This window comes from Enterobacter sp. SA197, from assembly GCF_054131575.1.
Window position 1 is genome coordinate 959,191 of record NZ_CP096393.1, and the last position, 22,431, is coordinate 981,621.

The following is a 22,431-nucleotide window of genomic DNA, read 5'->3' on the forward strand; positions in this document are numbered from 1 at the left end:
TTCAGACGGGCCGCAACAATAACGCCTTCTCGCTTTTGAGATGTTTTGTGGAGGTGATGTATGTGCGAATTGCTCGGGATGAGCGCCAATGTGCCGACCGATATCTGCTTTAGTTTCACCGGTCTGGTCCAGCGTGGTGGCGGCACCGGTCCGCATAAAGACGGCTGGGGAATCACCTTTTATGAAGGCAAGGGCTGTCGCACCTTTAAGGACCCACAACCCAGCTTTAACTCCCCCATTGCGCGCCTTGTGCAGGAATACCCGATAAAATCCTGCTCGGTGATAGCCCATATTCGTCAGGCGAACCGCGGCGAAGTGGCGCTGGAAAATACCCATCCCTTTACCCGTGAGCTGTGGGGCCGCAACTGGACTTATGCCCATAACGGGCAATTGACGGGCTATAAGAGTCTGCAGACCGGCAATTTCCGCCCGATTGGCGAGACCGACAGTGAAAAGGCGTTCTGCTGGCTGCTGGATAAGCTGACGACCCGTTACCCACGCACGCCTGGCAATATGGAAGCGGTGTTTAAATACATTGCGACGCTGGCGACAGAGCTGCGTGAGAAGGGGGTGTTCAATATGCTGTTGTCGGATGGGCGCTACGTCATGGCGTTCTGCTCAACCAACCTGTTCTGGATCACCCGACGCGCCCCCTTTGGCGTGGCGACGCTGCTGGACCAGGATATTGAAATTGATTTTCAGCGGGAAACCACACCGAACGATGTGGTCACCGTGATTGCCACGCAACCGCTGACAGGCAATGAAACCTGGCACAAGATCATGCCAGGTGAATGGGCGTTATTTTGCCTCGGGGAGCGTATAGTTTGACGCCAGCTGCGGGTGAACCACTTCGTGGCTCAGCGGCTTGCTGACCACATAGTTCCCGTCTACCACCGAAACTACCGGCGGCTTGCGCGTCTGTTCGAAGAAGTCATATCCCGGTTTGAGCTGCTGCCAGAATTTGGCAAAAGTCGAATATTTGTGGCGCTGCATATTCGCATCAGTCATACGGAACGGGTAAATGCTTAACTGGACCGTTGGCTGACCAAATACCAGTGCCGCAGTCACGAACTGGAAGATCTCGTCGATTTGTGAGTCCGTCATCGCGTAACAACCGATAGACACACATGCACCGTGGATCATCAGGTACTTACCTTCATAACCATGGGCACGGTCATAGGCGTTCGGAAAGCCAATGTTGATGGCTTTATAGAAACGGCTGTCCGGCTTGAGCTGGCTACGCTGAACGGAATAAAACCCTTCCGGACTTTTGAAATCACCCTGACGCTGCTTCGGACCCAGGCCGCCGGAATAATTGCAAATTTTATAGCTACTCAGAAGCTGGTACTGCTCGCCCATTTTGACGTAAAGATCAAGGGTACGCTCTTCTTTGAAGATCTGGATATAAACCGGCGACCCCATCAACTGCTGCTTGTATTCTTTGCTGATCGGCGTTGTTGAACTGTTGCTGGATAAACCGGCAAACGAGACGCACGGAATCAGAAGCATCGCAATAAATAATGCGATTTTGCGCATACTGCTTGTTTCCTTGATATAGCGGATACCACATTGCCAGGACGGCAAAAAGAGACCCGGAAATCAGATTTATCTGCTTCGGGCGCGCTCACATTAGCATCACGGTAGTTTTTCGCAAGCCGGAAAGTGGAGTTTTTACATTGCTTTTTTTTCCCCGCTGCCCCGCTGAATTATTGTCAGATAAAAACCCCTTCAATTACAACATGCCGGGGCATACAGAGGTGAACGCGGCAGTTTTTTCGGTAACTTCTCGTTTCTGATTAATATGCTGTATACTTATCCAGTGTTGGAAAGGGTGAGCTTATGCGTAAGATCATACATGTCGATATGGACTGCTTTTTTGCGGCGGTGGAGATGCGAGACAATCCTGCTCTGCGGGATATTCCGATCGCCATCGGCGGCAGTCGGGTTAAGCGCGGTGTGATCAGTACGGCCAACTACCCGGCACGGAAATTTGGTGTACGCAGCGCCATGCCAACCGCTATGGCACTAAAACTCTGCCCGCATCTCACCCTGTTACCCGGTCGCTTTGATGCCTACAAAGAGGCCTCAAACCAAATTCGTGACATCTTTTCGCGTTACACCTCCCTGATTGAACCTCTGTCCCTTGACGAAGCCTACCTTGATGTGACCGACAGCCCGCACTGCCACGGGTCCGCGACATTAATGGCTCAGGAGATCCGCGAAACCATTTTTCGCGAGACGCAGCTTACCGCTTCAGCGGGTATCGCCCCGATAAAGTTCCTGGCGAAGATTGCCTCTGATTTAAATAAACCGAACGGGCAATATGTCATTACCCCGGCCGACGTACCGGCATTTTTACGCACGCTGCCACTGAGTAAAATTCCCGGCGTGGGCAAGGTGTCAGCGGCAAAACTGGAAACGTTAGGGTTGCGTACCTGCGAAGATGTGCAAAACAGCGATCTGGCGATGCTGCTTAAACGGTTTGGGAAATTCGGTCGGGTATTGTGGGAGCGAAGCCAGGGCATTGATGACCGGCAGATCAGCAGCGAGCGGCTACGTAAGTCCGTCGGCGTTGAACGCACCTTACTGGACGATATTTACCAGTGGGAAGAGTGCGAAGCCATTATCGAGAATCTTTATGCTGAACTGGAGCGCCGTCTGTTAAAAGTGAAACCCGACCTGCTGATCGCCAGGCAGGGGGTGAAACTGAAATTTGCCGATTTTCAGCTCACCACACAGGAGCACATCTGGCCGCGTCTTAACAAAGAGGATTTGCTGGCGACGGCGCGTAAAGCCTGGGATGAACGCCGCAGTGGTCGCGGCGTGCGGCTGGTAGGCCTGCACGTGACCTTGCTTGATCCGCAAATGGAGCGACAGCTGGTACTGGGATTATAATCATGCTGGAAATAAGAACTTATCAAGAAAGGGATTTTGACGACCTGTGCGAAATATTTCTGCGGGCGGTCACTGAAACAGCCAGCCGCGATTATTCGCCGCGCCAGATTGCCGCCTGGGCGCAGATAGATGCGTCACGCTGGCAGGAAAAATTAACGCATTCTACGGTGCGTGTGGCGGTATCAGACCATCGCCCGGTGGGCTTTATTACCGCTATTGAACGTTATATTGACTTACTTTTTGTCTCGCCGGAATTTACTCATCAGGGGGTCGCCAGTGCGTTGTTGGATGCACTCATTGTTCTGCTTCCTGACGGAATGATCACCGTCGATGCCAGTATTACCGCGAAGCCTTTTTTTGAGCGTTATGGGTTTCAGGTTTTGCAGCAACAATCGGTTGAGACACGCGGAGTGCGGTTCGTGAATTATCATATGGCGCGACAAAAAAAGCCGGATGTCGCGTGAATAGACGACTTATCCGGCTCAGGTCTGAAGCAGAAATCGCAGGCCGGATAAGCAAACGCCCTCCGGCTTTTTAGCGCATTACTTCGCGGGAATGGCTTTCAGCAGCTCGGTCAGCAGCGTCCAGTACTGGCCAACGCTCTCAATATGAACCTGCTCATCCGGGGAGTGCGGACCGGTGATGGTTGGCCCAATAGAGACCATGTCCATGTTCGGATAGGGTTTTTTAAACAAACCACACTCCAGACCGGCGTGGATAATCTGGATGTTCGGCGTCTTGTTAAACAGACGCTGATAGGTCTCACGCACCAGATGCATGACCGGGGAGTTTGCGTCCGGCTGCCAGCCAGGATAGCCGCCTTTCGGTGCGGTTTTCGCCCCCGCCAGATGCCCCAGGGACTCCAGCATGCTCACCACGTAATCTTTGCCGCTGTCGATAAGGGAGCGGATGAGGCAGATGATTTCGACGCTCTCATTCTGCATGGTGACCACGCCGACGTTCAGGGAGGTTTCCACCACGCCTTTCGCCACGTCTGAATTACGGATAACACCGTTTGGCGTGGCGTTCAGTAGCTGAATGAATGCGTCACGGGAGGCCGGGGTCAACGCCTGTTTATCCGTGGTGACGGTATCAAGCAGAACCACCAGATTCTTCTCTTTGATTTCCAGTTCGTTTTTCAGGATGCCCTGATAGGTTGCCGCCAGCGTTTGCAGCTGTTCGGCTTTATCCGCCGGAACGGCGACGGTGGCGAAGGCCTCACGGGGGATGGCGTTACGCAGGGTGCCGCCGTTGAAGTCCACCAGTTGCAGATTCAGTTCTGCAGCATGACCGACCAGGAAACGGGCCAGCAGCTTATTCGCATTGCCTAGACCTAAGTGGATATCCCCACCGGAGTGGCCGCCTTTGAGCCCTTTTAGCGTCAGTTTGAACGTCCGGGAGCCAGCAGCAATCGCTTCGCGAGAGAGCGGCAGGGTGGTAATGAAATCAATACCACCGGCGCAACCCATATAGATTTCGCCTTCTTCTTCGGAGTCGGTGTTGATAAGAATGTCGGCCTGCAGCCAGTTTGCCTGCAGCCCGAACGCACCGTCCATTCCGGCTTCTTCGGTCATTGTCAGCAGCACTTCCAGCGGGCCGTGCTCGACGCTGTCGTCCGCCAGGACCGCCAGTGCGGAGGCCATACCGATGCCGTTATCCGCGCCCAGCGTGGTGCCGCGGGCTTTTACCCACTCGCCATCAATGTATGGCTGAATCGGATCTTTGGTGAAGTCGTGTTCGGTGTCGTTGTTTTTCTGCGGCACCATATCGAGGTGGGCCTGCAGTACCACTGGTTTACGGTTTTCCATCCCTGCGGTGGCCGGTTTGCGCAGCAAAATATTGCCGACCTGATCGCGCTCTGCATGCAAGCCTTTTTCTTTCGCCCAGCTCATCACATGCTCAGCAAGCTGCTCTTCATGGTAAGAGGGGTGGGGGATGGAACAGATTTTGGCAAAAATATCCCACAACGGCTGTGGCGACAGTTGAGACAATTCAGACACGATGAGTCTCCTTCGATAGGCCTGCGAAACAGACGTTGCAGGCCATTGGGTTAAATAAACGGACATCACAAGACAGGCTTGCGAGATGGTCCTGAGAATACCACTTAATTCCCCTCCTGTTAGTACGCGTCGCGTAAAAAGCCCTATTGATGCCGGGTAGCACTGGTTTTTAGCGCGTCAGATCTCTATAATCTCGCGCAACCTATTTCCCCGTAGAACACTTTTTAAGCCGTAGATACACAGGCTGGGACACTTCACATGAGCGAAAAATACGTCGTCACCTGGGACATGTTGCAGATTCATGCACGTAAACTGGCAAACCGCCTTATGCCGTCTGAGCAGTGGAAAGGCATTATCGCCGTTAGCCGTGGCGGTCTGGTTCCGGGGGCGTTACTGGCCCGCGAACTGGGTATTCGTCATGTTGATACCGTTTGCATCTCCAGCTATGACCACGACAATCAGCGTGAGATGAAAATTCTTAAACGCGCAGAAGGTGATGGTGAAGGCTTTATCGTCATCGACGATCTGGTAGATACCGGTGGTACTGCGGTTGCCATCCGCGAAATGTACCCAAAAGCCCATTTCGTGACCATTTTCGCGAAACCTGCAGGTCGTCCGCTGGTTGATGATTATGTGATTGATATTCCTCAGGATACCTGGATTGAGCAGCCGTGGGATATGGGCGTGGTCTTCGTACCGCCGATCTCCTCACGTTAATCACACCGTTGCACTCCTCCAACGCCTGGCTTTGCCGGGCGTTGTTCATTTTAGCGCTAAGCGGGTTACAATAGTCTCAGTGACGTACTCATGGAGGCTGCGTAAATGGCACAAGCTAACCTCAGCGAAACCTTATTTAAACCCCGGTTTAAGCACCCGGAAACCTCAACTCTGGTGCGTCGGTTTAACCGGGGCACACAACCTCACATCGACTCCGCCCTGGATGGCAGTAATGCCCCGCAGTGGTACCGGATGCTCAACCGTTTGATGTGGGTCTGGCGCGGTGTGGACCCGCGCGAAATCATGGACGTGCAATCCCGCATCGTGATGAGTGACGCCGAGCGTACCAGGCCGGATCTTTACGACACGGTAGTGGGGTATCGGGGTGGAAACTGGATTTACGAGTGGTCAACTCAGGCGATGCTCTGGCAGCAGAAGGCAAATCAGGAGCAGGATACGACCCTGAGCGGTCGCCACTGGCTGCATGCTTCCAACCTTTACAGCATTGCCGCCTACCCGCACATCAAAGGCGATGCGTTGGCCGATCAGGCGCAGGCGCTGGCGAATCGAGCCTATGAAGAGGCGGCGCAACGCCTGCCGGGTAAAATGCGCGAAATGGAGTTTGCTATCCCTGGCGGTTCACCGGTGACAGGTTTTTTGCATATGCCTGAGGGCGACGGGCCGTTCCCGACCATCTTAATGTGCGGCGGTCTGGATCATCTGCAGAGCGATTATTACACCTTGTATGAGCGCTATTTTGCCCCGCAGGGCATGGCGATGCTGACGCTGGATATGCCCTCTGTTGGCTTCTCATCCAGGTGGAAGCTGACGCAGGACTCCAGCCTGCTGCATCAGCATGTGTTACAAGCGCTGCCCAATATTCCGTGGGTCGATCATACCCGGGTTGCCGCGTTTGGCTTCCGCTTTGGCGCAAACGTGGCGGTTCGACTGGGCTACCTTGAGTCGCCCCGGCTGAAGGCCGTGGCTTGTCTGGGGCCGGTTGTCCATGCGCTGATGGCTAACCCTCAACTGCTGGGGCGGATCCCGGAGATGTATATGGATGTACTCGCCAGCCGCCTTGGCATGCATGATGCGTCCGACGAGGCTCTCTATATTGAATTGAATCGCTACTCCCTGAAAACGCAGGGTCTGCTGGGCCGCCGATGCCCGACGCCGATGCTCTCAGGTTACTGGAAAGACGATCCTTTTAGCCCGGAAGAGGAGTCACGTTTAATCACCTCGTCATCTGCAGACGGTAAGCTGCTGGAGATCCCGTTTAAACCGGTTTATCGCAATTTTGATAAGGCCCTTTGCGATATCACGGGGTGGATCAGTAATCGATTACGTTAATAGATTGCTAATTTCTATTTGTTTGGTAAAACAGTTGCATCATAAAAGGAGATCGCAATGACGTTACCGAGTGGACATCCGAAGAGCAGACTCATAAAGAAGTTTACCGCGCTTGGCCCCTATATTCGGGAAGAGCAGTGTGTCGATAATCGCTTTTTTTTCGATTGCCTGGCCGTATGCGTCAATGTAAAGCCAGCACCTGAAAAACGCGAGTTCTGGGGCTGGTGGATGGAGATGGAAGCGCAGGAGGACCGCTTTACTTACAGCTACCATTTCGGGCTGTTTGATAAAGAAGGGGAATGGAAACCCACCACGATTAAAGATTCAGAAGTCACCGAAAGGCTTGAAAAAACGCTGCGAGATTTTCATGGTCGGGCACGCGACATGCTGGCGACGCTTGAACTGAAACTGGAGCCTGCGGAGAACTTTGCTGACGACGTTAAACTCAGCGCCTGATCTGTTCCAGAGCCGGATAAAAGCAAAACGCCCTTCAGAGATGAAGGGCGTTTTTTTATGCCAGCCTGACTTAGAACTGGTAAGTCACGCCCACTGCAACCACGTCGTCGGTGCTGATACCAACCAGACGGGTGAAGGCATCTTCGTCGATCTGGTTAATTTTGTAATCAACCATTGCGGAGAAGTTTTTGTTGAAGTAGTAAGTTGCGCCCACATCGATGTACTTAACCAGATCCTGGTCGCCGTAACCTTCGATGTCGTGGCCTTTGGTCTGTACGTAGCCCACGGACGGACGCAGACCGAAGTCGAACTGATACTGCGCAACCGCTTCAAAGTTGTCAGCAGTGTTAGCAAAACCGCGGCTTCCAATCGGGGTCATGTTTTTCGATACGCCGTACATGGCAGCCAGGTACACGCCATTTGAGTCAAACTTCACGCCAGTGGCCCATGCTTCCGCATTTTCGCTGCCGAAGGCAAACTGCTGCGCTTCCTGAGCAATGGTACGGTCAGACTTCGCGTAGGCACCCACTACGGTGAACGGGCTGCCGCCGAAGTTGTAAGACAGAGAACCACCGAAGCCGTCGCCATTCTGTTTGGAGGCAGAACGACCAGATTCGTTTTTACCCTGGTACTGCAGGCCAAGGTTCAGGCCGTCAACTGCGCCGAAGAAGTCGGTGTTACGGTAGGTTGCAACGCCAGTGGTACGTTTGGTCATGAAGTTGTCGGTACGGGTCAGTGAATCGCCGCCGAATTCAGGGAACATATCGGTGACCGCAGCTGCGTCGTACAGAATACCCAGGTTACGACCGTAATCGACTGAACCCAGCGTTTTCACCTTCAGACCAGCAAAGGCCAGACGGGTTTTCTGAGTGGAGTTGCTTTCGTCCGCATTGCCGGCGAATTCCGTTTCCCAACGACCGAAACCGGTCATTTGATCGTTGATCTGCGTTTCGCCTTTGAAACCCAGACGCGCATAGGTTTTGTCACCGTTCTGAGAAGCATCGTCGCTCATGTAGTGTTGAGCTTTGATTTTGCCGTACAGATCCAGTTTGTTACCGTTCTTGTTGTAGATTTCCGCGGCTTGTGAAGATGCAGAAACAACGCCAACGCCAATCATCATTAATGCCAAAGTAGTTTTTTTCATTATGTTTCCTGATTTATTTTTAATTAACGCGCTTCGATTCACCGAGCGTCGCCGCTCACTTGAAAAATTCAGGTGAGTTTTTAACGTCTGTGAATTAAAGATTTATGACAATTCTTATTTATTTTTTAGAAACCGTGTTTTATCTGGTCTGTAATAAAAACGTCAAGTTTTGTAAGTAAACTTTCTGATTGGCCTCAAGGAAATTCTTATGTTGTGAAAAGTCACAGTTGGAAGTTGCTGCCGATCCTGTTACAAAGGCTGTTTCCTTTTTTTCTTACACGTTGAACGGCAGAGAAACATGAGTGACAGCCAGACGCTGGTGGTGAAACTAGGCACCAGTGTGTTAACCGGGGGCTCACGCCGCCTGAACCGCGCCCACATCGTTGAACTGGTGCGCCAGTGCGCGCAACAACACGCCGCAGGGCACCGCATTGTTATCGTTACCTCTGGCGCCATTGCCGCCGGGCGTGAGCACCTGGGTTACCCGGAACTGCCCGCCACTATTGCCTCCAAACAGCTGCTGGCTGCCGTGGGCCAAAGCCGCCTGATTCAACTCTGGGAACAGCTTTTCTCTATTTACGGCATCCATATTGGGCAAATGCTGCTAACCCGCGCAGACATGGAAGACCGGGAACGTTTCCTCAACGCCCGTGACACCCTGCGGGCACTGCTCGATAACAATATTGTTCCTGTAATAAATGAAAACGATGCTGTTGCTACGGCTGAAATCAAAGTTGGCGATAACGACAATCTTTCCGCGCTGGCGGCTATTCTGGCCGGAGCCGATAAGCTCTTATTACTGACCGATCAGCAAGGTCTCTTTACCGCCGATCCGCGTAACCACCCGGAAGCTGAACTCATCAAAGACGTCTATGGCATCGACGATGCGCTGCGTGCAATCGCAGGGGACAGCGTTTCGGGCCTTGGCACCGGGGGTATGGGCACTAAGCTACAGGCTGCCGATGTTGCCTGCCGCGCGGGCATCGAAACGGTGATTGCAGCAGGCAGCAAACCGGGCGTGATTGGCGATGTGATGGAAGGTACACCGGTCGGGACCCGTTTTCATCCTCAGGCCTCTCCTCTTGAGAACCGTAAACGCTGGATCTTTGGCGCGCCCCCTGCGGGCGAGATAAGCGTGGATGAGGGAGCTACCGCGGCCATCCTGGAGCGGGGGAGTTCATTGCTTCCTAAAGGGATTAAAAGCGTGACAGGTAACTTCTCCCGTGGTGAAGTGATTCGTATCCGTAACCTCGAAGGCCGTGATATCGCTCACGGCGTCACCCGTTATAACAGTGACGCATTGCGCCGTATTGCCGGTCATCACTCACAGCAAATTGATTCCATCCTCGGCTATGAGTACGGGCCGGTCGCTGTGCATCGTGATGACATGATCATCCGTTAAGGAGCAGAAGTATGCTGGAACAAATGGGCATGGCTGCCAAAGCCGCGTCGTACAAACTGGCGCTGCTTTCCAGCCGCGAAAAAAACCGCGCGCTGGAAAAGATGGCTGACTATCTTGAGGCGAGGACCGAAGAGATCCTGCTCGCAAACGAGCAGGACGTGCTGGAGGCTCGTCGTAATGGCCTGAGCGATGCAATGCTTGATCGTCTGGCGTTGACCCCCGCCCGTTTGAAAGCGATTGCCGACGACGTGCGACAGGTCTGTAGTCTGGCCGACCCGGTAGGGCAGGTTATCGATGGTGGCCTGCTGGACAGCGGCCTGCGCATTGAACGTCGCCGTGTGCCGCTCGGCGTAATCGGTGTGATTTATGAAGCGCGCCCGAACGTGACCGTAGATGTCGCTTCGTTGTGCCTGAAAACGGGCAACGCAGCGATTCTTCGCGGCGGGAAGGAGACCTGGCGGACCAACGCCGCGACGGTTAACGTGATTCAGCAGGCGCTGGAAGAGTGCGGTCTGCCAGCCGGTGCGGTGCAGGCCATTGAGAGCCCGGATCGCGCGCTGGTCAATGAAATGCTGCGCATGGATAAATACATCGACATGCTCATTCCGCGTGGCGGGGCAGGTTTGCATAAGCTGTGTCGCGAACAGTCCACCATTCCGGTTATAACCGGCGGTATCGGCGTATGCCATATCTTCGTCGATGATTCCGCTGAGATAACCCCGGCGCTGAAGATTATCGTTAACGCCAAGACGCAGCGCCCAAGCACCTGTAACACGGTTGAAACCTTGTTGGTGCATCAGAGCATCGCAGAAAGTTTCCTGCCTGCACTGAGCGCGCAGATGGCGCAAAGCGGCGTGACGCTGCATGCGGATGCGCCGTCGCTCAGAGTACTCCAGTCCGGCCCGGCTTCGGTTGTGCCAGTTAAAGCGGAGGAGTATGACGATGAGTTTCTGTCGCTTGATCTCAATGTGAAAATGGTGGCCGATCTGGACGATGCTATCGCGCACATCCGCGAGCACGGTACCCAGCACTCTGACGCCATCCTCACGCGTACCCTCAGCAATGCAAACCGCTTTATTAATGAAGTGGACTCATCCGCTGTGTACGTTAATGCCTCCACGCGCTTTACCGACGGCGGTCAGTTTGGCCTTGGCGCAGAAGTGGCGGTCAGCACCCAGAAGCTGCACGCCCGCGGCCCGATGGGGCTTGAAGCGCTGACCACCTATAAGTGGATTGGCTTTGGCGATGATACTATTCGTGCCTGAATAACCGCAGGGTGATGCAAAAGTAGCCATTTGATTCGCAAGGGCATTGACGCATCACTCTGTTGGATCTACTCTTTTGCCCCGTGGTTCACTATCGTGAATCCGCCCCTCTCAGGGCCGATATAGCTCAGTTGGTAGAGCAGCGCATTCGTAATGCGAAGGTCGTAGGTTCGACTCCTATTATCGGCACCAGTCACTTCTATCTTATTGATTTAATTAATATTAAATTCATTCAGAGTGAAATCGTGTAGCCTCTACTACATAGAGGTCATACAGCCGATGGCTCAACGTGATAATCTGTATCGCCGTAGCAGCGGTATTTATGTTGTCCGTATTGCAGTTCCCGCCCGATACCGTCTCTACACGGGACAGCGTGAGATTCACGCTTCAACAGAAACAAACGACATCAGAAAAGCGAGAGCGATTGCCGCAGGTTTATTGGTTGTCTGGCAGCGATGTCTGGGTGAGTATCAAAAATTGGATAGAGAAAAGTTGGTAAGCAGTGCGCCTGCTTTGGCTGGCGAAGGAATGATCAGCCTCGCTGAATTTTGCGGTTTAACGAGCGCTTCCCTGCAACAAGTGGCGCAGCGACTACTTGATACGAATATCCCACTTTTTTGGCTTGCTGATGGGCGTCCTGCCTACTATGTAGAAGATCTTTCACTCGTTGATAAGGATGATCCTGAGGCTTCAGGATTTATCATCGATAGTGCCATTAACATCGGGATCAGAGGCTCTCTGAGCGGTTATGTTCAGCCCTTGGTTTCATCACGTATATTACGTCAGATGATCGCTGGCGAGCCGCTGGATGCAGAAACCGCATTTAAATCTTCAGAGGCTTCATCCAAAGCCGCTTGGTTCGTTGACTTTCCCGGTGTCGAAATCTCGCCTAATTCATTGATGATTCATCGTGTTCAAGCCGAGCGCTTACGATTATTTTGGCTGTCACATAGCACCGCAGTTTCTCCAGTCATGCCAGAGAAACCAAAAGCAATTACCCCTGTATTATTGCCCTCATCGATACCGGATAATGAATATGTAAATCGTAAATACTACTCAGTGAAAATGAGCGAGTTATGTGAAAAATATATTCGCTACAAGCGCGGGGGGAAATTCACGGAAAAGGCAGAGAATCGAGTCCGGGAAGGTTTTGGCTTACTCCTTGAAGTCATGGGTGATTCAACGCTTGAAAAAGTTGACCGTGACTTCCTCCGTAAGTATGAGAGCTTACTAAGGTCGATACCTGCAAGGCGCGATCTGGCGAAAATAAGATACAAAATCAATGATGCTCATGAATTGATTGCCAAGGCAAAAGAGAATGGCGACCCCCTAATGAGCGATAATGCCGTTCGTAAATATATGCGAATTCTCTTCGAGGCTTTCCAGTGGGCTGATGGAGAAGGCATTTTTATTAAGTCTCCTGCGAATAAATTCTTTGCACCTGTTGAAAATGAAAAGATGGATCAGGATTTCAAATCTGATTTCACTGATGAGGATTTAAACGCTATTTTTGGTATGCCTTGGTATAAACGTGGGACTGTCGATAAAAACAGTCAGGGGCAATTCCATCATTATCGTGCATTTCATTACTGGCTACCGCTAATTGGTTTTTTTACCGGCGCGAGGATAAATGAGTTATGTCAGCTTTATCTTGACGATATTAAGCAGGATGCTGTCGGTTTTTATTTCTTCGAAATTAGCAATGAGCGTGCAGATCAGTCGCTAAAAACTATTCATTCGCGACGGAAAATACCGTTGCATCCGACATTGATCAAACTTGGATTAGTCCGCTATTGCGAAGCATTGAAGAAAGCAGGCCATGAACGTTTATTTCCCGAGCTTCCTTACCACCCTGTAAAAGGATATGGCGATAAGGCTTCGGACTGGTTTAATCGCTCGTTGCTCAAAGAGCGGTTAGGCTTTGAAAAAGGCAGCAAGAAATCTTTCCATTCATTCCGCCACACCTTTTCTACAAGACTTAAACAAGCTGGAATCGACAGCGAGACGCGTGCGCAGTTTGTTGGACATATCCGCGGTTCTGGCGAGACAGAGAACCGGTATAGCAAAGATCATCCGCCAGCAGCCCTCTATGCTGTGCTTGAGAGCGTTACGTTAGGGCTACCGGAAGTTGCTCCATTTGTTTGCGAAGATGGTGTAGATGCGGTAGCTGATGCGCTACGGATTAAGCAGAGCAATAAATCGCGAAAAGAACCGCAATAGCCTGAATTTCTCTCTTGCTCTAACGCGCTCAGAACTGTTCTGGCGCGTTTTTTATTAAGGGTGGTGGATTTCATAGTGCTGAATTTGGAGACGCTCAAAACGCGTTTGGTGAAGCCATATGACCTACGATTGCACCCGCAGCCCGTTCACACTTTCCGTCGGGAGGCTGATCACTGTTTTCGTGCAGGTCTCTATGCTGCCAATGATGTCTTGACGTGGGCCATTGCGCCAGTCATCACTCGCATAAAAGGCATCAAGAGCCGCAGCCATGCTTTCAACACTGTCAAAGGCGCGGATCAGGTAATAGCAATCCGGGTCATGAAGCGAGTTGCCAAACGAAACAACATCGATCCCGTGGCGGCGGTGTAGGGGAACGCTGATTTCCTGCATTATGGCGTGAAAAGCGGCACCGCTGCCTTTGCGTAAGGTGTATTGCAGTATTTCGACGGTTCTCAAGCGTTATCTCCGTGTTGCCCTTGGGCGGCTCCTAGTTGATAGCAATAAAGTAAACCGGACTGGGCCATGAAGCTACTGCTAATCAGACAGTCATCCGTAAGCAGAAGCTGCGATATGCGGTTCAAACGCGCTGTAAGGCTCTCTGGCGAGTGTTTTAAAGAAGGTAGTCGAAATCATAGTGCAGAATTCGCGGCGCTCTCTTAGAGTGACTGGCGAAGCCAGTTGAAACAAGCGTAGCGGAGTTCGAGCAATCAATGAGAAATCTGGGCGAGCTTTAGCTTTACCGCGTCGCTTAACTTTGGAGGCTGATTGCCTCTATAAGGACTGTCTCACCGCCACGGAAATTTTCGGATGCAATGCTTAAGAGGGGCGCTTCCAAACCTAGGAGAACCACTTTTTCGCACCCAACTTATCCGGCTGCATTTACACCGCGAACACGTTGAAGGTTAGCAGCTTCTGGTTCGTGTTTGGTTGTTACGCAGGAGAGGTAAAAACGGCAGGTTTACTTTTGACGGGAACGCCATAAGACACCAAACAGCAGAGAAGTGTAATTGTTAAAAATGTTAAAACATAACTTGTTCTTTAAGATGTAAACCCTTCCTCGGGGGGGAAGCCGGACATATCAACCCTAAGGCCATCTGAGAAGATAGCCTGTAGGTTGCTCGGTTCCCCTTGCCAGATGAAGATCAAGTCTTCCTCGTGGTGTGACGACCTTTCTTGAAAGATGCATTATGCGCAAAAGAAGCTACTCAAGAATCCGCCGATAGCTACTTTCACCCTCTGCTTGGCTGCATCAAACGCTTGCGCGCCCTACCTACCACAATCAACGTTACGCAGAGTTCCCATCCTGACGTCTTCCGCTAAACAGCGGTGATCTCCACCTACCCGGACCGGTTTACCGCATGAGGTAGGTGTCAGGAGAGAAGCTAGCACACCATCATTTTAAAGAAAAGTCATATATATCATATGGCTGCGTTCATATTCTGAACGCAGTTATCGATGTTAACCTAAAGGTATGAGAACACTGTCGTTTTTCATATACAAAGGGTGCTTCGGCTCACCTGTAGCGTTTAAGACGAAGCACATTGTGCTCTCTGGCAATAGCTGTCGGACGGTCGTTGAGCGTTTGAGGTGTCTTCCTTCATTTCCCCATGCGGCGACAACCAGTCCTGCACCGCTAACAAGACGTATCAAGTGGCTATCGTTATCTTTGCCAATGGGATCAGACGCTTTCATCATTTCATGTCGCTGGGTGTGAACGAATGCGAACAGGTTGGCCATGTATACGCCACCGTAGCCCCAGCTTTTGGCAAACGATATGCAGCGGCTCAAGGTGCGATCATCCTTCTCAGCATCGGCGTATGAAGGGTTTAGCCCTATGAAAAGGGTATACGGTTTTGATTCGTCCCAGACACGTGATAACGAGTAGCGATACTTACCGCACGGTGAAAAAATCGCGTCTTTAATCATTTCGGTTGTCCTTATGAAGTGATGGTTTCAGCCTAACATGTCTTCACCCGTTTTAAGCGCCAACAAACGACCATTTTCCGGCACCTTCCAATCGCGTGCTTTCGCACTGTTGGAAAATTAGCCTTGGCTTTTTTGGCAGGCCATCCTATTTTCATCACCGTTTTCCGGCAGGGGCCGGATGAGGAGATGACTATGGCGATTTTTGGCTACGGGCGTGTTTCGACATCGCAGCAGGATACTGAGAACCAGCGTCTTGAACTTGAACAAGCTGGGTGGACGTTCGACTTTTGGTTTACTGATGTTGTTAGCGGGAAGGTTCCTGCGGTGCAACGCAAAGCGTTTTCTGAAATGCTCAGCAAAATCCGCGATGGTGAAACATTGGTAGTTGCAAAACTAGACCGTCTGGGACGTGATGCGATTGACGTTCTGCAAACGGTCAGAAAGTTGGCTGACCGAAACATCAAGGTTATTGTCCACCAGCTTGGCACGACTGATCTCACCTCCGCTGCGGGTAAGCTTCTGCTGTCAATGCTGGCAGCGGTTGCAGAGATGGAACGTGACCTGCTGATTGAGCGGACCCAGGCGGGTTTGTTGCGGGCAAAAGCCGAAGGTAAGAAGCTGGGAAGACCGCCGATAATCGCCCCAGAAGACCGTAGAGCGATTATCGAGAAAAAGAATAATGGAAACAGTGTCAGTGCGTTAGCGCGCGAATACGGCGTTTCCAGAGCAACTATTACCGCAATCTTTGATTAATCTTTAATTTTCACATACCTGATTGGCAGGTTTGATAAACCAATGCTTCAACTTCTTGCGGTTTTTTTGCGGCCATGTCTTTGTAAACCATGCCAGCAAGGGCGTGGGCAAAAACAATATTACTCTCAGTGATGCCGGGTTTGCCTCTGAGATCTTCAATTTGTTGTTGGTAGACAGAAATTGGGTTGTGTTCGTCTCGCCCGATGGCAATATTTTTTGCCATCGTTGACCATGCAGTGCATACAGTATCGTTAGCATCTCTCTTCAACGAGCTTTCCAGCGCCTTATCACCTGTAATGGCATGCTGCGCCCACGCTGAATTGTTGGCGATAAACTTTTTGGAGCCGATGGCAATACCGTATTCAACGCGAATGCCATTATCGTGATAGCTACCGTCAGCATCTTTAGTCGCTAGCTTTAGAGATATGCGGCAACCGGGGAGCGTTTTGTGTTCTTGCACCGAGACAATAACGGTGTCCGTATCGCAATCAGCAAAGCTGTATTCGGGGTTAACGTAGGTGTTAGTTTTGATGAGCAGCCCGGTAAGTCCGTTTTTATAGCCTTTTGCCGGCAGCGTTTTGAAGGCGCTGCGATCACCCTTTTTGATCGCTTCCCGGAAGTGATCCATACCGATGCGCGTCGCCAGTTGATCGATGCTTTCTGCTGCATAAGATGCAGATGACGCAGCGATTAACATAATGGTCAGCACAGACTTGGCTGAAAAACCGGGCTTACTAAGCCGTGTTTTTGACATATTGTTATCCCTCAGAATCCACCCCAGCGGTGTCAGTTATCGCATCATAGACCATTGATTCAAAATGTCACTATTGGAGCGTGGCTCTTTAGTGGACATCTGCGCAAATTCAGGTCATGAAAATGACCCTGAGAAAACTGTTTGGACAACGAGTAAAAGAGTTGCGCATTGCCACCGGAATGAGCCAGGAAGCCTTTGCCGATCGGTGTGGGTTCGCACGTAGCTATATGAGCCGCATTGAACGCGGCGGTTCTAATGCGTCTCTGGATGCGATTGAGGTGCTGGCTAACGCTCTCAATGTTGAGCCGTGGCAGTTGTTAGCGTCTGACTCATCAGAAGATAACGATCCGGAACTGTTGGTTCCATACGCAGCCGATGGTTCCTGTTTTCACCCCGGTTTGGCGAGCACCCGCGATGGTTCGTTTGGAGTAGGTGATAAAGCGGCTCAGAAGCGTTTTGGCACCTTTTCCGAAGCGCTTGAGTATCTCCGTAGTATGGAGACGGCAAAATGGCGTAGGCCCAATGCCAGTGGCAACTGGGGCATTGTTTCGGCAGTGCGGTGGGACAAACTCGAGAAGTAGCGCAGGTATAAGTTTATAAATTCTGGCTGCTGTGTGAATGAACAGTATGTATAGACGATTGACCATCCCCAGTTGAACATTCTTCTTATTTCTAAAAGGGCGAAAAACATCGAAATACAGGTGCGTTACATAGGCGTTACGGTGGCGTTTTACCTTAGCCATGGAGCCGCGTGTTGCAAAAAATCATGAGAAATTGTAATGCCTTGTAACCTCGTTGATTTGTCCCAACAACTGATGACCTTGCTCTGATACGCGATAACGTGGTCTCGATGAGTTTTCGTTATAAACAGTATCGACCATCCCCTCGTTCATCAAGTTGGTTACTATGTTCGCAACATTGCTAAACCCGGGAATACCCCGTATAGCAAGGGTGCGATCTAGCCTCATCCAAGTCCAGTAGATGTCTTTTTCTGCCATAACTTTCAAGACATTGAGTTCTGTAGTGGTTAATGAGTATGTCTCTGTTATCATGATGAATTATGTCAAGCGAGTATGGCGTTTTCCCAAGTGGCTTTAAGGCGTGATACCTCACTTAGTAATTCATCCTCGTTTAAATCATCTTCGTCGATTAACTCAGGATCTGAACAGTAAGAATCGACTAATGAGAAAACTGAGTCAAAAAACTTCTGGGTGGCTATATCGGCTTTTTTTGTATCAGTTGAATCCCTGTAAGTTCGCCATGCGGCGGAGTATTCTTGTTCAAAATCCGGTGCAGCAATGTTACCGCACGTAAATGCGTCAATAAGATCCAAAATCGCCGATTCATTTTGATTAAAAGACATTGCCATTACCTATTAGGTCGGTTGATTGAGTATCTGACAGCTTCCATCCGGAAATGAAGTTGCCATCTGTTTTTGTCATAACATTTAGTTTGGTTTCTGGATTGTAGTAGTGATAGACATCCTGATTCCATCGATATTTACCTGTAATTCTATTGGTTAACGGATCGTCTATATGACTTTTTAACGCCTGTTCAAATGATTTTAATCCTTCTGCGTTTGGATTGCCGGAAGCGTTGAAATCAACAGCATGTTTGAACTTTTTCTGTAGCTGTCGTGACTCGAAACTAACCAACGTTGAAGGCGATGGTTTAGGCGTTTTAGACAGATTGGATAGTGTTTCTATTTCATTTACTGGGGTTAATCTTCCGATGCCAAGTGCCGCTGCAACTGACGCACCGGTGATGAGTAACCCTTTGTTATCCATTACCTGATTGTAACCTGACGGAGCATCCCCGCCGAGCTGCTCTGCGGTCTTTCTGAACCCCTCAACATTTCCGTTGTAAACACCGCCTGCGGCCAGAAGCCGACCCGCTGCTTTGCTGTTGATGGTTTTTGCCGCCTGAGCATGTTGAACGGGCGCTGATGGGCGAACGTAGTATACCGGGCGTTTTAGTTGATGTGAGATGAGGTAGCTAAGACGAGAGTGGAGGAGCAGGGGCAGATCACTGCGGAGGTTACCAGAGGATGTTTGCACCCCCGTGATGATATGACCGATTGTGCCCTTTCTCAGTAAAACGACCTTCCCGGCTCGAATGTCATTCAGCACGTCCCGGTATGCCATCCAGGGCTGCTGATAATGGAACTGACGATATCGACTGACAAAAAGACCATAGTTGCCAGGTAAATCCCACTCCCGAATGATTCTATTTGGCTGGGCAGTCTCCTCAAGGTAACGCGCTGCCATATCCGGGTGGATGATGTGGGGAAAGTCATCAAGGTATATATCGTCCAGTGACTTTGCCTGATAGTGATGAAGCATAATGTCCCTATTAGCGCCACCATCGCGCATAGCTTAAAAGCGACCGATGTTGAGTGAGGTTTAAGATTACCCCTTCGTTTGTGAAGAGGGAAGTGTCTGGCGCTAATGCAAAGAGCATTTTGGGGTAGCGAACAAACTGTTTGTAGCACCTACTACAAATGCGTCCTACAATCGAACCTCACAAACTCATGTGGTTACGCGAGTTTCGGTAATGCGAAGGTCGTAGGTTCGACTCCTATTATCGGCACCATTTCAAACTCTCCCCAAGTCTACCGAAATCAACTCAAAGCCCGTATACTGCGGTTTCTGGCCCGTATCTTATCTCCTGTTATCAACTGGACTCAACCAGAATCAAGTTACAATTGGGGGCATTCTGTGTTCGGTTTTCGGAGATGCCCCCAATGAAGCTTAATGCTCGACAAGTCGATACCGCTAAACCCAGAGAGAAAGCCTTCAAACTGTCGGATGGCGCTGGTTTGTATCTTGAGGTTGTTCCCTCTGGTTCTCGATACTGGCGGATGAAATATCGCTTCAATGGAAAAGAGAAGCGTATGGCTTTTGGTGTTTATCCAGCAGTGTCTCTCGCACAAGCTAGGGCGCTACGTGATGAAGCCAAGAAAAAGCTGGCCGAGGGTATCGATCCATCGTTTGCCAAGAAAGAAGAAAAGCTGGTTCGGGATGTGCAGCTCAATAATACGTTTCAGGCTGTGGCACTTGAATGGCATGGAACGAAGGTGAGCCGATGGTCAGAAGGTTATGCCTCCGACATTATCGAAGCTTTCAATAAAGATATTTTTCCCTATATCGGCCAGCAGCCGGTGAATGAAATCAAACCACTGGTTCTGCTGAATGTGCTGCGTCGTATGGAAAGCCGTGGCGCGACAGAGAAGGCCAAGAAGGTTCGCCAGCGCTGCAGCGAAGTCTTTCGTTACGCCATCGTTACCGGTCGCGCGGAATACAATCCTGCTGCGGATCTAACCAGCGCGATGTCAGGACATGAATCGAAGCATTATCCCTTCCTTACCGTTGAGGAGTTACCAGACTTCTTTAAAGCTCTCTCCAGCTATACTGGAAGCCCGTTAGTTGTTCTTGCTGCTCGACTGTTGATCCTTACGGGAGTTCGCACCGGCGAGCTTCGAGGTGCTTTCTGGAGTGAGTTTGATCTTGAGAAAGCGGTGTGGGAAATTCCTGCCAACCGAATGAAGATGATACGACCTCACCTTGTCCCCCTCTCTACCCAAGCCATAGAGATCGTACAGCAGCTCAAGGTGATGTCTGGGCAATATCCTCTGGTGTTTCCTGGGAGGAATGATCCCCGCAAATATTGTATCTATACTGTCTGATAAATTAATAAAAGAAGATTATCAGAAATATAATCGTTATATTATTCTTGAATTATCTCAAGATAATAAATTCTTTAAGCTTTAATTGTGCAGGCTGCTAAGTTAGCAGCCGTTCTTATGGAATGTTGCTACTTATAAAACCAATTGAGAAAATTAATAATCGCCATGTTGATATTCATGTTTTTACAATTAATGTGTTGATTGTTAAAAGTAAAGGGGTTTTTTTTTGGATTCTCCCTCCTACGTAAATGATTAAAAATTTCATCTATACAGATTGTTTAACTGCGGTAATTTGAAGAAATATGATTCATCTGTGTTTTTAAAATCCCCAGATGCATTTTCTCTGAGAGATGAGTTAATAAGGATACAGCAATTCTCAGCTCTGGTCATGCCAACGTTGTGAAGGTTAAGTTCTTGTTGAAGCGTCTGGTATATAGGTGTGTATCTGTCTTCGCTGTTATATTTTCTAAATGGGAAAGACCATTCATCTAAATTTAGGTGAAATACTAATTTGAATTCCAGTCCTTTAGATTTATGAAAAGTCATTACTTGTATCTCATTATCATCTAATAGTTTGAATAGTTTGAATAGTTTGAATAGTTTGAATAGTTAGAATTGTTTGGCTAAAATATCGTCAGAGATTGTTCTTATTAGATCTCCATAAGTATGTTCTGTTGAATTTATCCTTAAAATATATGCGATGTCATGAAATTTATGTATTAAATCTTCATTTTTTAATTCATTTCAAATTGTTTTTATTTTTTTCTTAGTAAGAGCGGAGTATTATCATCTACTATAACTCCATCAAAAACTTTGTTAATAAATTCTTGTGCTGTACTTATAGAGCCGTACTTGTATGCTAACAGATCTTTGTATAGATCTGAGCAATCAGTACCAGTTTTATCTAGAGGTGTGTCAACATAAAGCCTGAAGTTTAAGTTTAATCCAGAGCAGAATAATGTTAATGATTTTTCTTTTCTTGCTAAAATGGCTATTTGATTTGCTTTTTCTAACTTCCATTCGCCGTTACTCAGCCATCCTGAAATCCAGGGATGGACTGACCCCACGACAGTAGACAAATTCTGTCCTCACGACGAGGCCTGTTCGAAGGCCTCCGGACTCACGCCGCCGAGGTGACTGTGGCGCCGGGCCCGGTTGTAGAACACTTCAATGTAATCGAAGATATCCGCCCGGGCCAGATCCCGGATTTTGTATATTCTCTTCCTGATGCGTTCTTTTTTCAGGGAACTGAAGAACGATTCGGCCACCGCATTATCCTGGCAGTTGCCACGCCGGCTCATGCTCTGTGCCAGGTTATTGGCCAGGCAGAAGCGCTGCCAGTCGTCATTGCCGTACTGACTACCTTGATCGCTATGTACGATGACCTCGCCGTCCGGTTTTCGCCTCCAGACGGCCATCATCAGCGCGTCGAGTACCTTTTGATGCCCTGAATTTAATCACTAACCACCGGAAAACCTGAATTGCAGGATGGACACTTAATATGAGTGAATTAACATTCACTAACTTTATATGCCTTTCCGTTCTCTGCAGAGATTCAATCCTGCCTTGCTCAGTGTCACATTTATTTTCGACATCACATATTTGATCGGTAATAAACCATGATTCATACTTTAGGCTTTAGAGGGTTACAGGAACAATCGCACCATCGATCAACTCGTCAATAACATCCTCACGAAAAGAAACACCTACTTTTTAATGTTAATTACCACAACACCAAAGAAAAAACAAAACACAAATAATCACGGCATTTACAATAACCCCACAATGGAAACTCACCCACTTCATATCGGATAAACCGGGAACAATTAACCTCATATTCATAACTAATGAAAACCCCACACCC

The 22,431-nt window shown here is 49.7% G+C and carries 21 protein-coding genes, 1 tRNA gene and 3 pseudogenes; 13 read left to right on the forward strand and 12 right to left on the reverse strand.

What is annotated here, in order from left to right; genetic code table 11:
* The first annotated feature begins 60 nt into the window (after positions 1-60).
* On the forward strand, positions 61-828 hold the full coding sequence (locus M1D91_RS04365) for a class II glutamine amidotransferase (protein WP_437433163.1): 768 nt from the start codon (positions 61-63) through the stop codon (positions 826-828).
* Here M1D91_RS04365 and dpaA read toward each other — a convergent pair.
* Positions 799-1,536, reverse strand: coding sequence for a peptidoglycan meso-diaminopimelic acid protein amidase (dpaA, locus tag M1D91_RS04370; RefSeq protein ID WP_437433162.1), 738 nt, complete (start codon positions 1,534-1,536; stop codon positions 799-801). The two genes, M1D91_RS04365 and dpaA, sit on opposite strands and share 30 nt — an antisense overlap.
* 303 nt (positions 1,537-1,839) lie before the next feature.
* On the opposite strand from dpaA, the gene dinB reads away from it, so the two are divergent.
* Together dinB and M1D91_RS04380 are read left to right on the forward strand one after the other, a co-directional pair.
* The gene (gene dinB / locus M1D91_RS04375; RefSeq protein WP_437433161.1) at positions 1,840-2,895 is read left to right on the forward strand and encodes a DNA polymerase IV; all 1,056 of its coding nucleotides are present in this window, start codon (positions 1,840-1,842) and stop codon (positions 2,893-2,895) included.
* Positions 2,896-2,897: 2 nt separating this feature from the next.
* Entirely contained in the window at positions 2,898-3,359 is a 462-nt protein-coding gene (locus tag M1D91_RS04380; protein ID WP_437433160.1) for a GNAT family N-acetyltransferase, read from the forward strand.
* A 78-nt stretch (positions 3,360-3,437) separates the two neighbouring features.
* On the opposite strand, the gene pepD is transcribed toward M1D91_RS04380, so the two are convergent.
* The gene (pepD, locus tag M1D91_RS04385) at positions 3,438-4,895 is read right to left on the reverse strand and encodes a cytosol nonspecific dipeptidase (protein WP_437433159.1); all 1,458 of its coding nucleotides are present in this window, start codon (positions 4,893-4,895) and stop codon (positions 3,438-3,440) included.
* Positions 4,896-5,153: 258 nt separating this feature from the next.
* Between pepD and gpt the strand changes: the two genes are divergently transcribed.
* The 3 genes from gpt to crl all read left to right on the forward strand — a co-directional run bounded on the left by gpt (position 5,154) and on the right by crl (position 7,418).
* Positions 5,154-5,612, forward strand: coding sequence for a xanthine phosphoribosyltransferase (gene gpt, locus M1D91_RS04390; protein ID WP_437433158.1), 459 nt, complete (start codon positions 5,154-5,156; stop codon positions 5,610-5,612).
* 105 nt (positions 5,613-5,717) lie between these two features.
* Positions 5,718-6,962, forward strand: coding sequence for an esterase FrsA (gene frsA / locus M1D91_RS04395; RefSeq protein WP_437433157.1), 1,245 nt, complete (start codon positions 5,718-5,720; stop codon positions 6,960-6,962).
* A 57-nt stretch (positions 6,963-7,019) separates the two neighbouring features.
* Positions 7,020-7,418, forward strand: coding sequence for a sigma factor-binding protein Crl (gene crl, locus M1D91_RS04400; protein ID WP_437433156.1), 399 nt, complete (start codon positions 7,020-7,022; stop codon positions 7,416-7,418).
* A 70-nt stretch (positions 7,419-7,488) separates the two neighbouring features.
* On the opposite strand, the gene M1D91_RS04405 is transcribed toward crl, so the two are convergent.
* Positions 7,489-8,562, reverse strand: a complete 1,074-nt coding sequence (locus M1D91_RS04405) for a porin (protein WP_437433155.1) — start codon at positions 8,560-8,562, stop codon at positions 7,489-7,491.
* 298 nt (positions 8,563-8,860) lie between these two features.
* Between M1D91_RS04405 and proB the strand changes: the two genes are divergently transcribed.
* From proB to M1D91_RS04425, 4 genes are all read left to right on the forward strand, one after another.
* Positions 8,861-9,964, forward strand: a complete 1,104-nt coding sequence (proB, locus tag M1D91_RS04410) for a glutamate 5-kinase (RefSeq protein WP_437433154.1) — start codon at positions 8,861-8,863, stop codon at positions 9,962-9,964.
* An 11-nt stretch (positions 9,965-9,975) separates the two neighbouring features.
* Complete coding sequence (gene proA / locus M1D91_RS04415) at positions 9,976-11,229, forward strand: glutamate-5-semialdehyde dehydrogenase (protein ID WP_437433153.1); 1,254 nt, start codon at positions 9,976-9,978, stop codon at positions 11,227-11,229.
* 116 nt (positions 11,230-11,345) lie between these two features.
* Positions 11,346-11,421 (forward strand) — tRNA-Thr (locus tag M1D91_RS04420).
* 87 nt (positions 11,422-11,508) lie between these two features.
* Positions 11,509-13,449 carry a tyrosine-type recombinase/integrase gene (locus M1D91_RS04425; protein WP_437401788.1) on the forward strand — a complete coding sequence of 647 codons (1,941 nt, stop codon included), beginning with the start codon at positions 11,509-11,511 and terminating at the stop codon, positions 13,447-13,449.
* A 123-nt stretch (positions 13,450-13,572) separates the two neighbouring features.
* Here the strand turns inward: M1D91_RS04425 and M1D91_RS04430 are convergent, their stop codons facing one another.
* The gene (locus M1D91_RS04430; RefSeq protein ID WP_437433152.1) at positions 13,573-13,905 is read right to left on the reverse strand and encodes an NIPSNAP family protein; all 333 of its coding nucleotides are present in this window, start codon (positions 13,903-13,905) and stop codon (positions 13,573-13,575) included.
* Positions 13,906-14,907: 1,002 nt separating this feature from the next.
* Entirely contained in the window at positions 14,908-15,375 is a 468-nt protein-coding gene (locus M1D91_RS04435) for a DUF1643 domain-containing protein (RefSeq protein WP_000588536.1), read from the reverse strand.
* Positions 15,376-15,567: 192 nt separating this feature from the next.
* Here M1D91_RS04435 and M1D91_RS04440 point away from each other — a divergent pair, with 192 nt between their 5' ends.
* Positions 15,568-16,128 carry a recombinase family protein gene (locus M1D91_RS04440; RefSeq protein WP_125400768.1) on the forward strand — a complete coding sequence of 187 codons (561 nt, stop codon included), beginning with the start codon at positions 15,568-15,570 and terminating at the stop codon, positions 16,126-16,128.
* Between the two features lie 265 nt (positions 16,129-16,393).
* Here the strand turns inward: M1D91_RS04440 and M1D91_RS04445 are convergent.
* Positions 16,394-16,882 (reverse strand): annotated as a pseudogene (locus tag M1D91_RS04445) (hypothetical protein); the annotation flags it as partial.
* Between the two features lie 122 nt (positions 16,883-17,004).
* On the opposite strand from M1D91_RS04445, the gene M1D91_RS04450 reads away from it, so the two are divergent.
* A complete protein-coding gene (locus tag M1D91_RS04450; RefSeq protein WP_437433151.1) occupies positions 17,005-17,463 on the forward strand; it encodes a helix-turn-helix domain-containing protein in 459 nt (152 codons plus the stop codon).
* 183 nt (positions 17,464-17,646) lie between these two features.
* Here the strand turns inward: M1D91_RS04450 and M1D91_RS04455 are convergent, their stop codons facing one another.
* The 3 genes from M1D91_RS04455 to M1D91_RS04465 form a co-directional block, all read right to left on the reverse strand.
* Positions 17,647-17,880, reverse strand: a complete 234-nt coding sequence (locus M1D91_RS04455) for a MarR family transcriptional regulator (RefSeq protein WP_071934121.1) — start codon at positions 17,878-17,880, stop codon at positions 17,647-17,649.
* Positions 17,881-17,945: 65 nt separating this feature from the next.
* Positions 17,946-18,245 (reverse strand): colicin immunity domain-containing protein, encoded by a 300-nt coding sequence (locus M1D91_RS04460; RefSeq protein ID WP_071934120.1) that lies wholly within the window; start codon positions 18,243-18,245, stop codon positions 17,946-17,948.
* On the reverse strand, positions 18,235-19,224 hold the full coding sequence (locus M1D91_RS04465; RefSeq protein ID WP_437433150.1) for a colicin D domain-containing protein: 990 nt from the start codon (positions 19,222-19,224) through the stop codon (positions 18,235-18,237). The genes M1D91_RS04460 and M1D91_RS04465 overlap by 11 nt, the downstream gene beginning before the upstream one ends.
* Positions 19,225-19,625: 401 nt before the next feature.
* Here M1D91_RS04465 and M1D91_RS04470 point away from each other — a divergent pair.
* Positions 19,626-20,546: pseudogene (locus M1D91_RS04470) on the forward strand (tyrosine-type recombinase/integrase); the annotation flags it as partial.
* A gap of 282 nt (positions 20,547-20,828) precedes the next feature.
* Here M1D91_RS04470 and M1D91_RS04475 read toward each other — a convergent pair.
* From M1D91_RS04475 to M1D91_RS04485, 3 genes and pseudogenes are all read right to left on the reverse strand, one after another.
* Positions 20,829-21,113, reverse strand: a complete 285-nt coding sequence (locus M1D91_RS04475) for a 3'-5' exonuclease (RefSeq protein ID WP_437433149.1) — start codon at positions 21,111-21,113, stop codon at positions 20,829-20,831.
* Positions 21,114-21,322: 209 nt separating this feature from the next.
* Positions 21,323-21,646: a hypothetical protein gene (locus M1D91_RS04480; RefSeq protein ID WP_437433148.1), complete on the reverse strand. Its 324-nt coding sequence runs from the start codon at positions 21,644-21,646 to the stop codon at positions 21,323-21,325.
* 9 nt (positions 21,647-21,655) lie between these two features.
* Positions 21,656-22,000: pseudogene (locus tag M1D91_RS04485) on the reverse strand (IS3 family transposase); the annotation flags it as partial.
* Between the last annotated feature and the right edge of the window lie 431 nt (positions 22,001-22,431).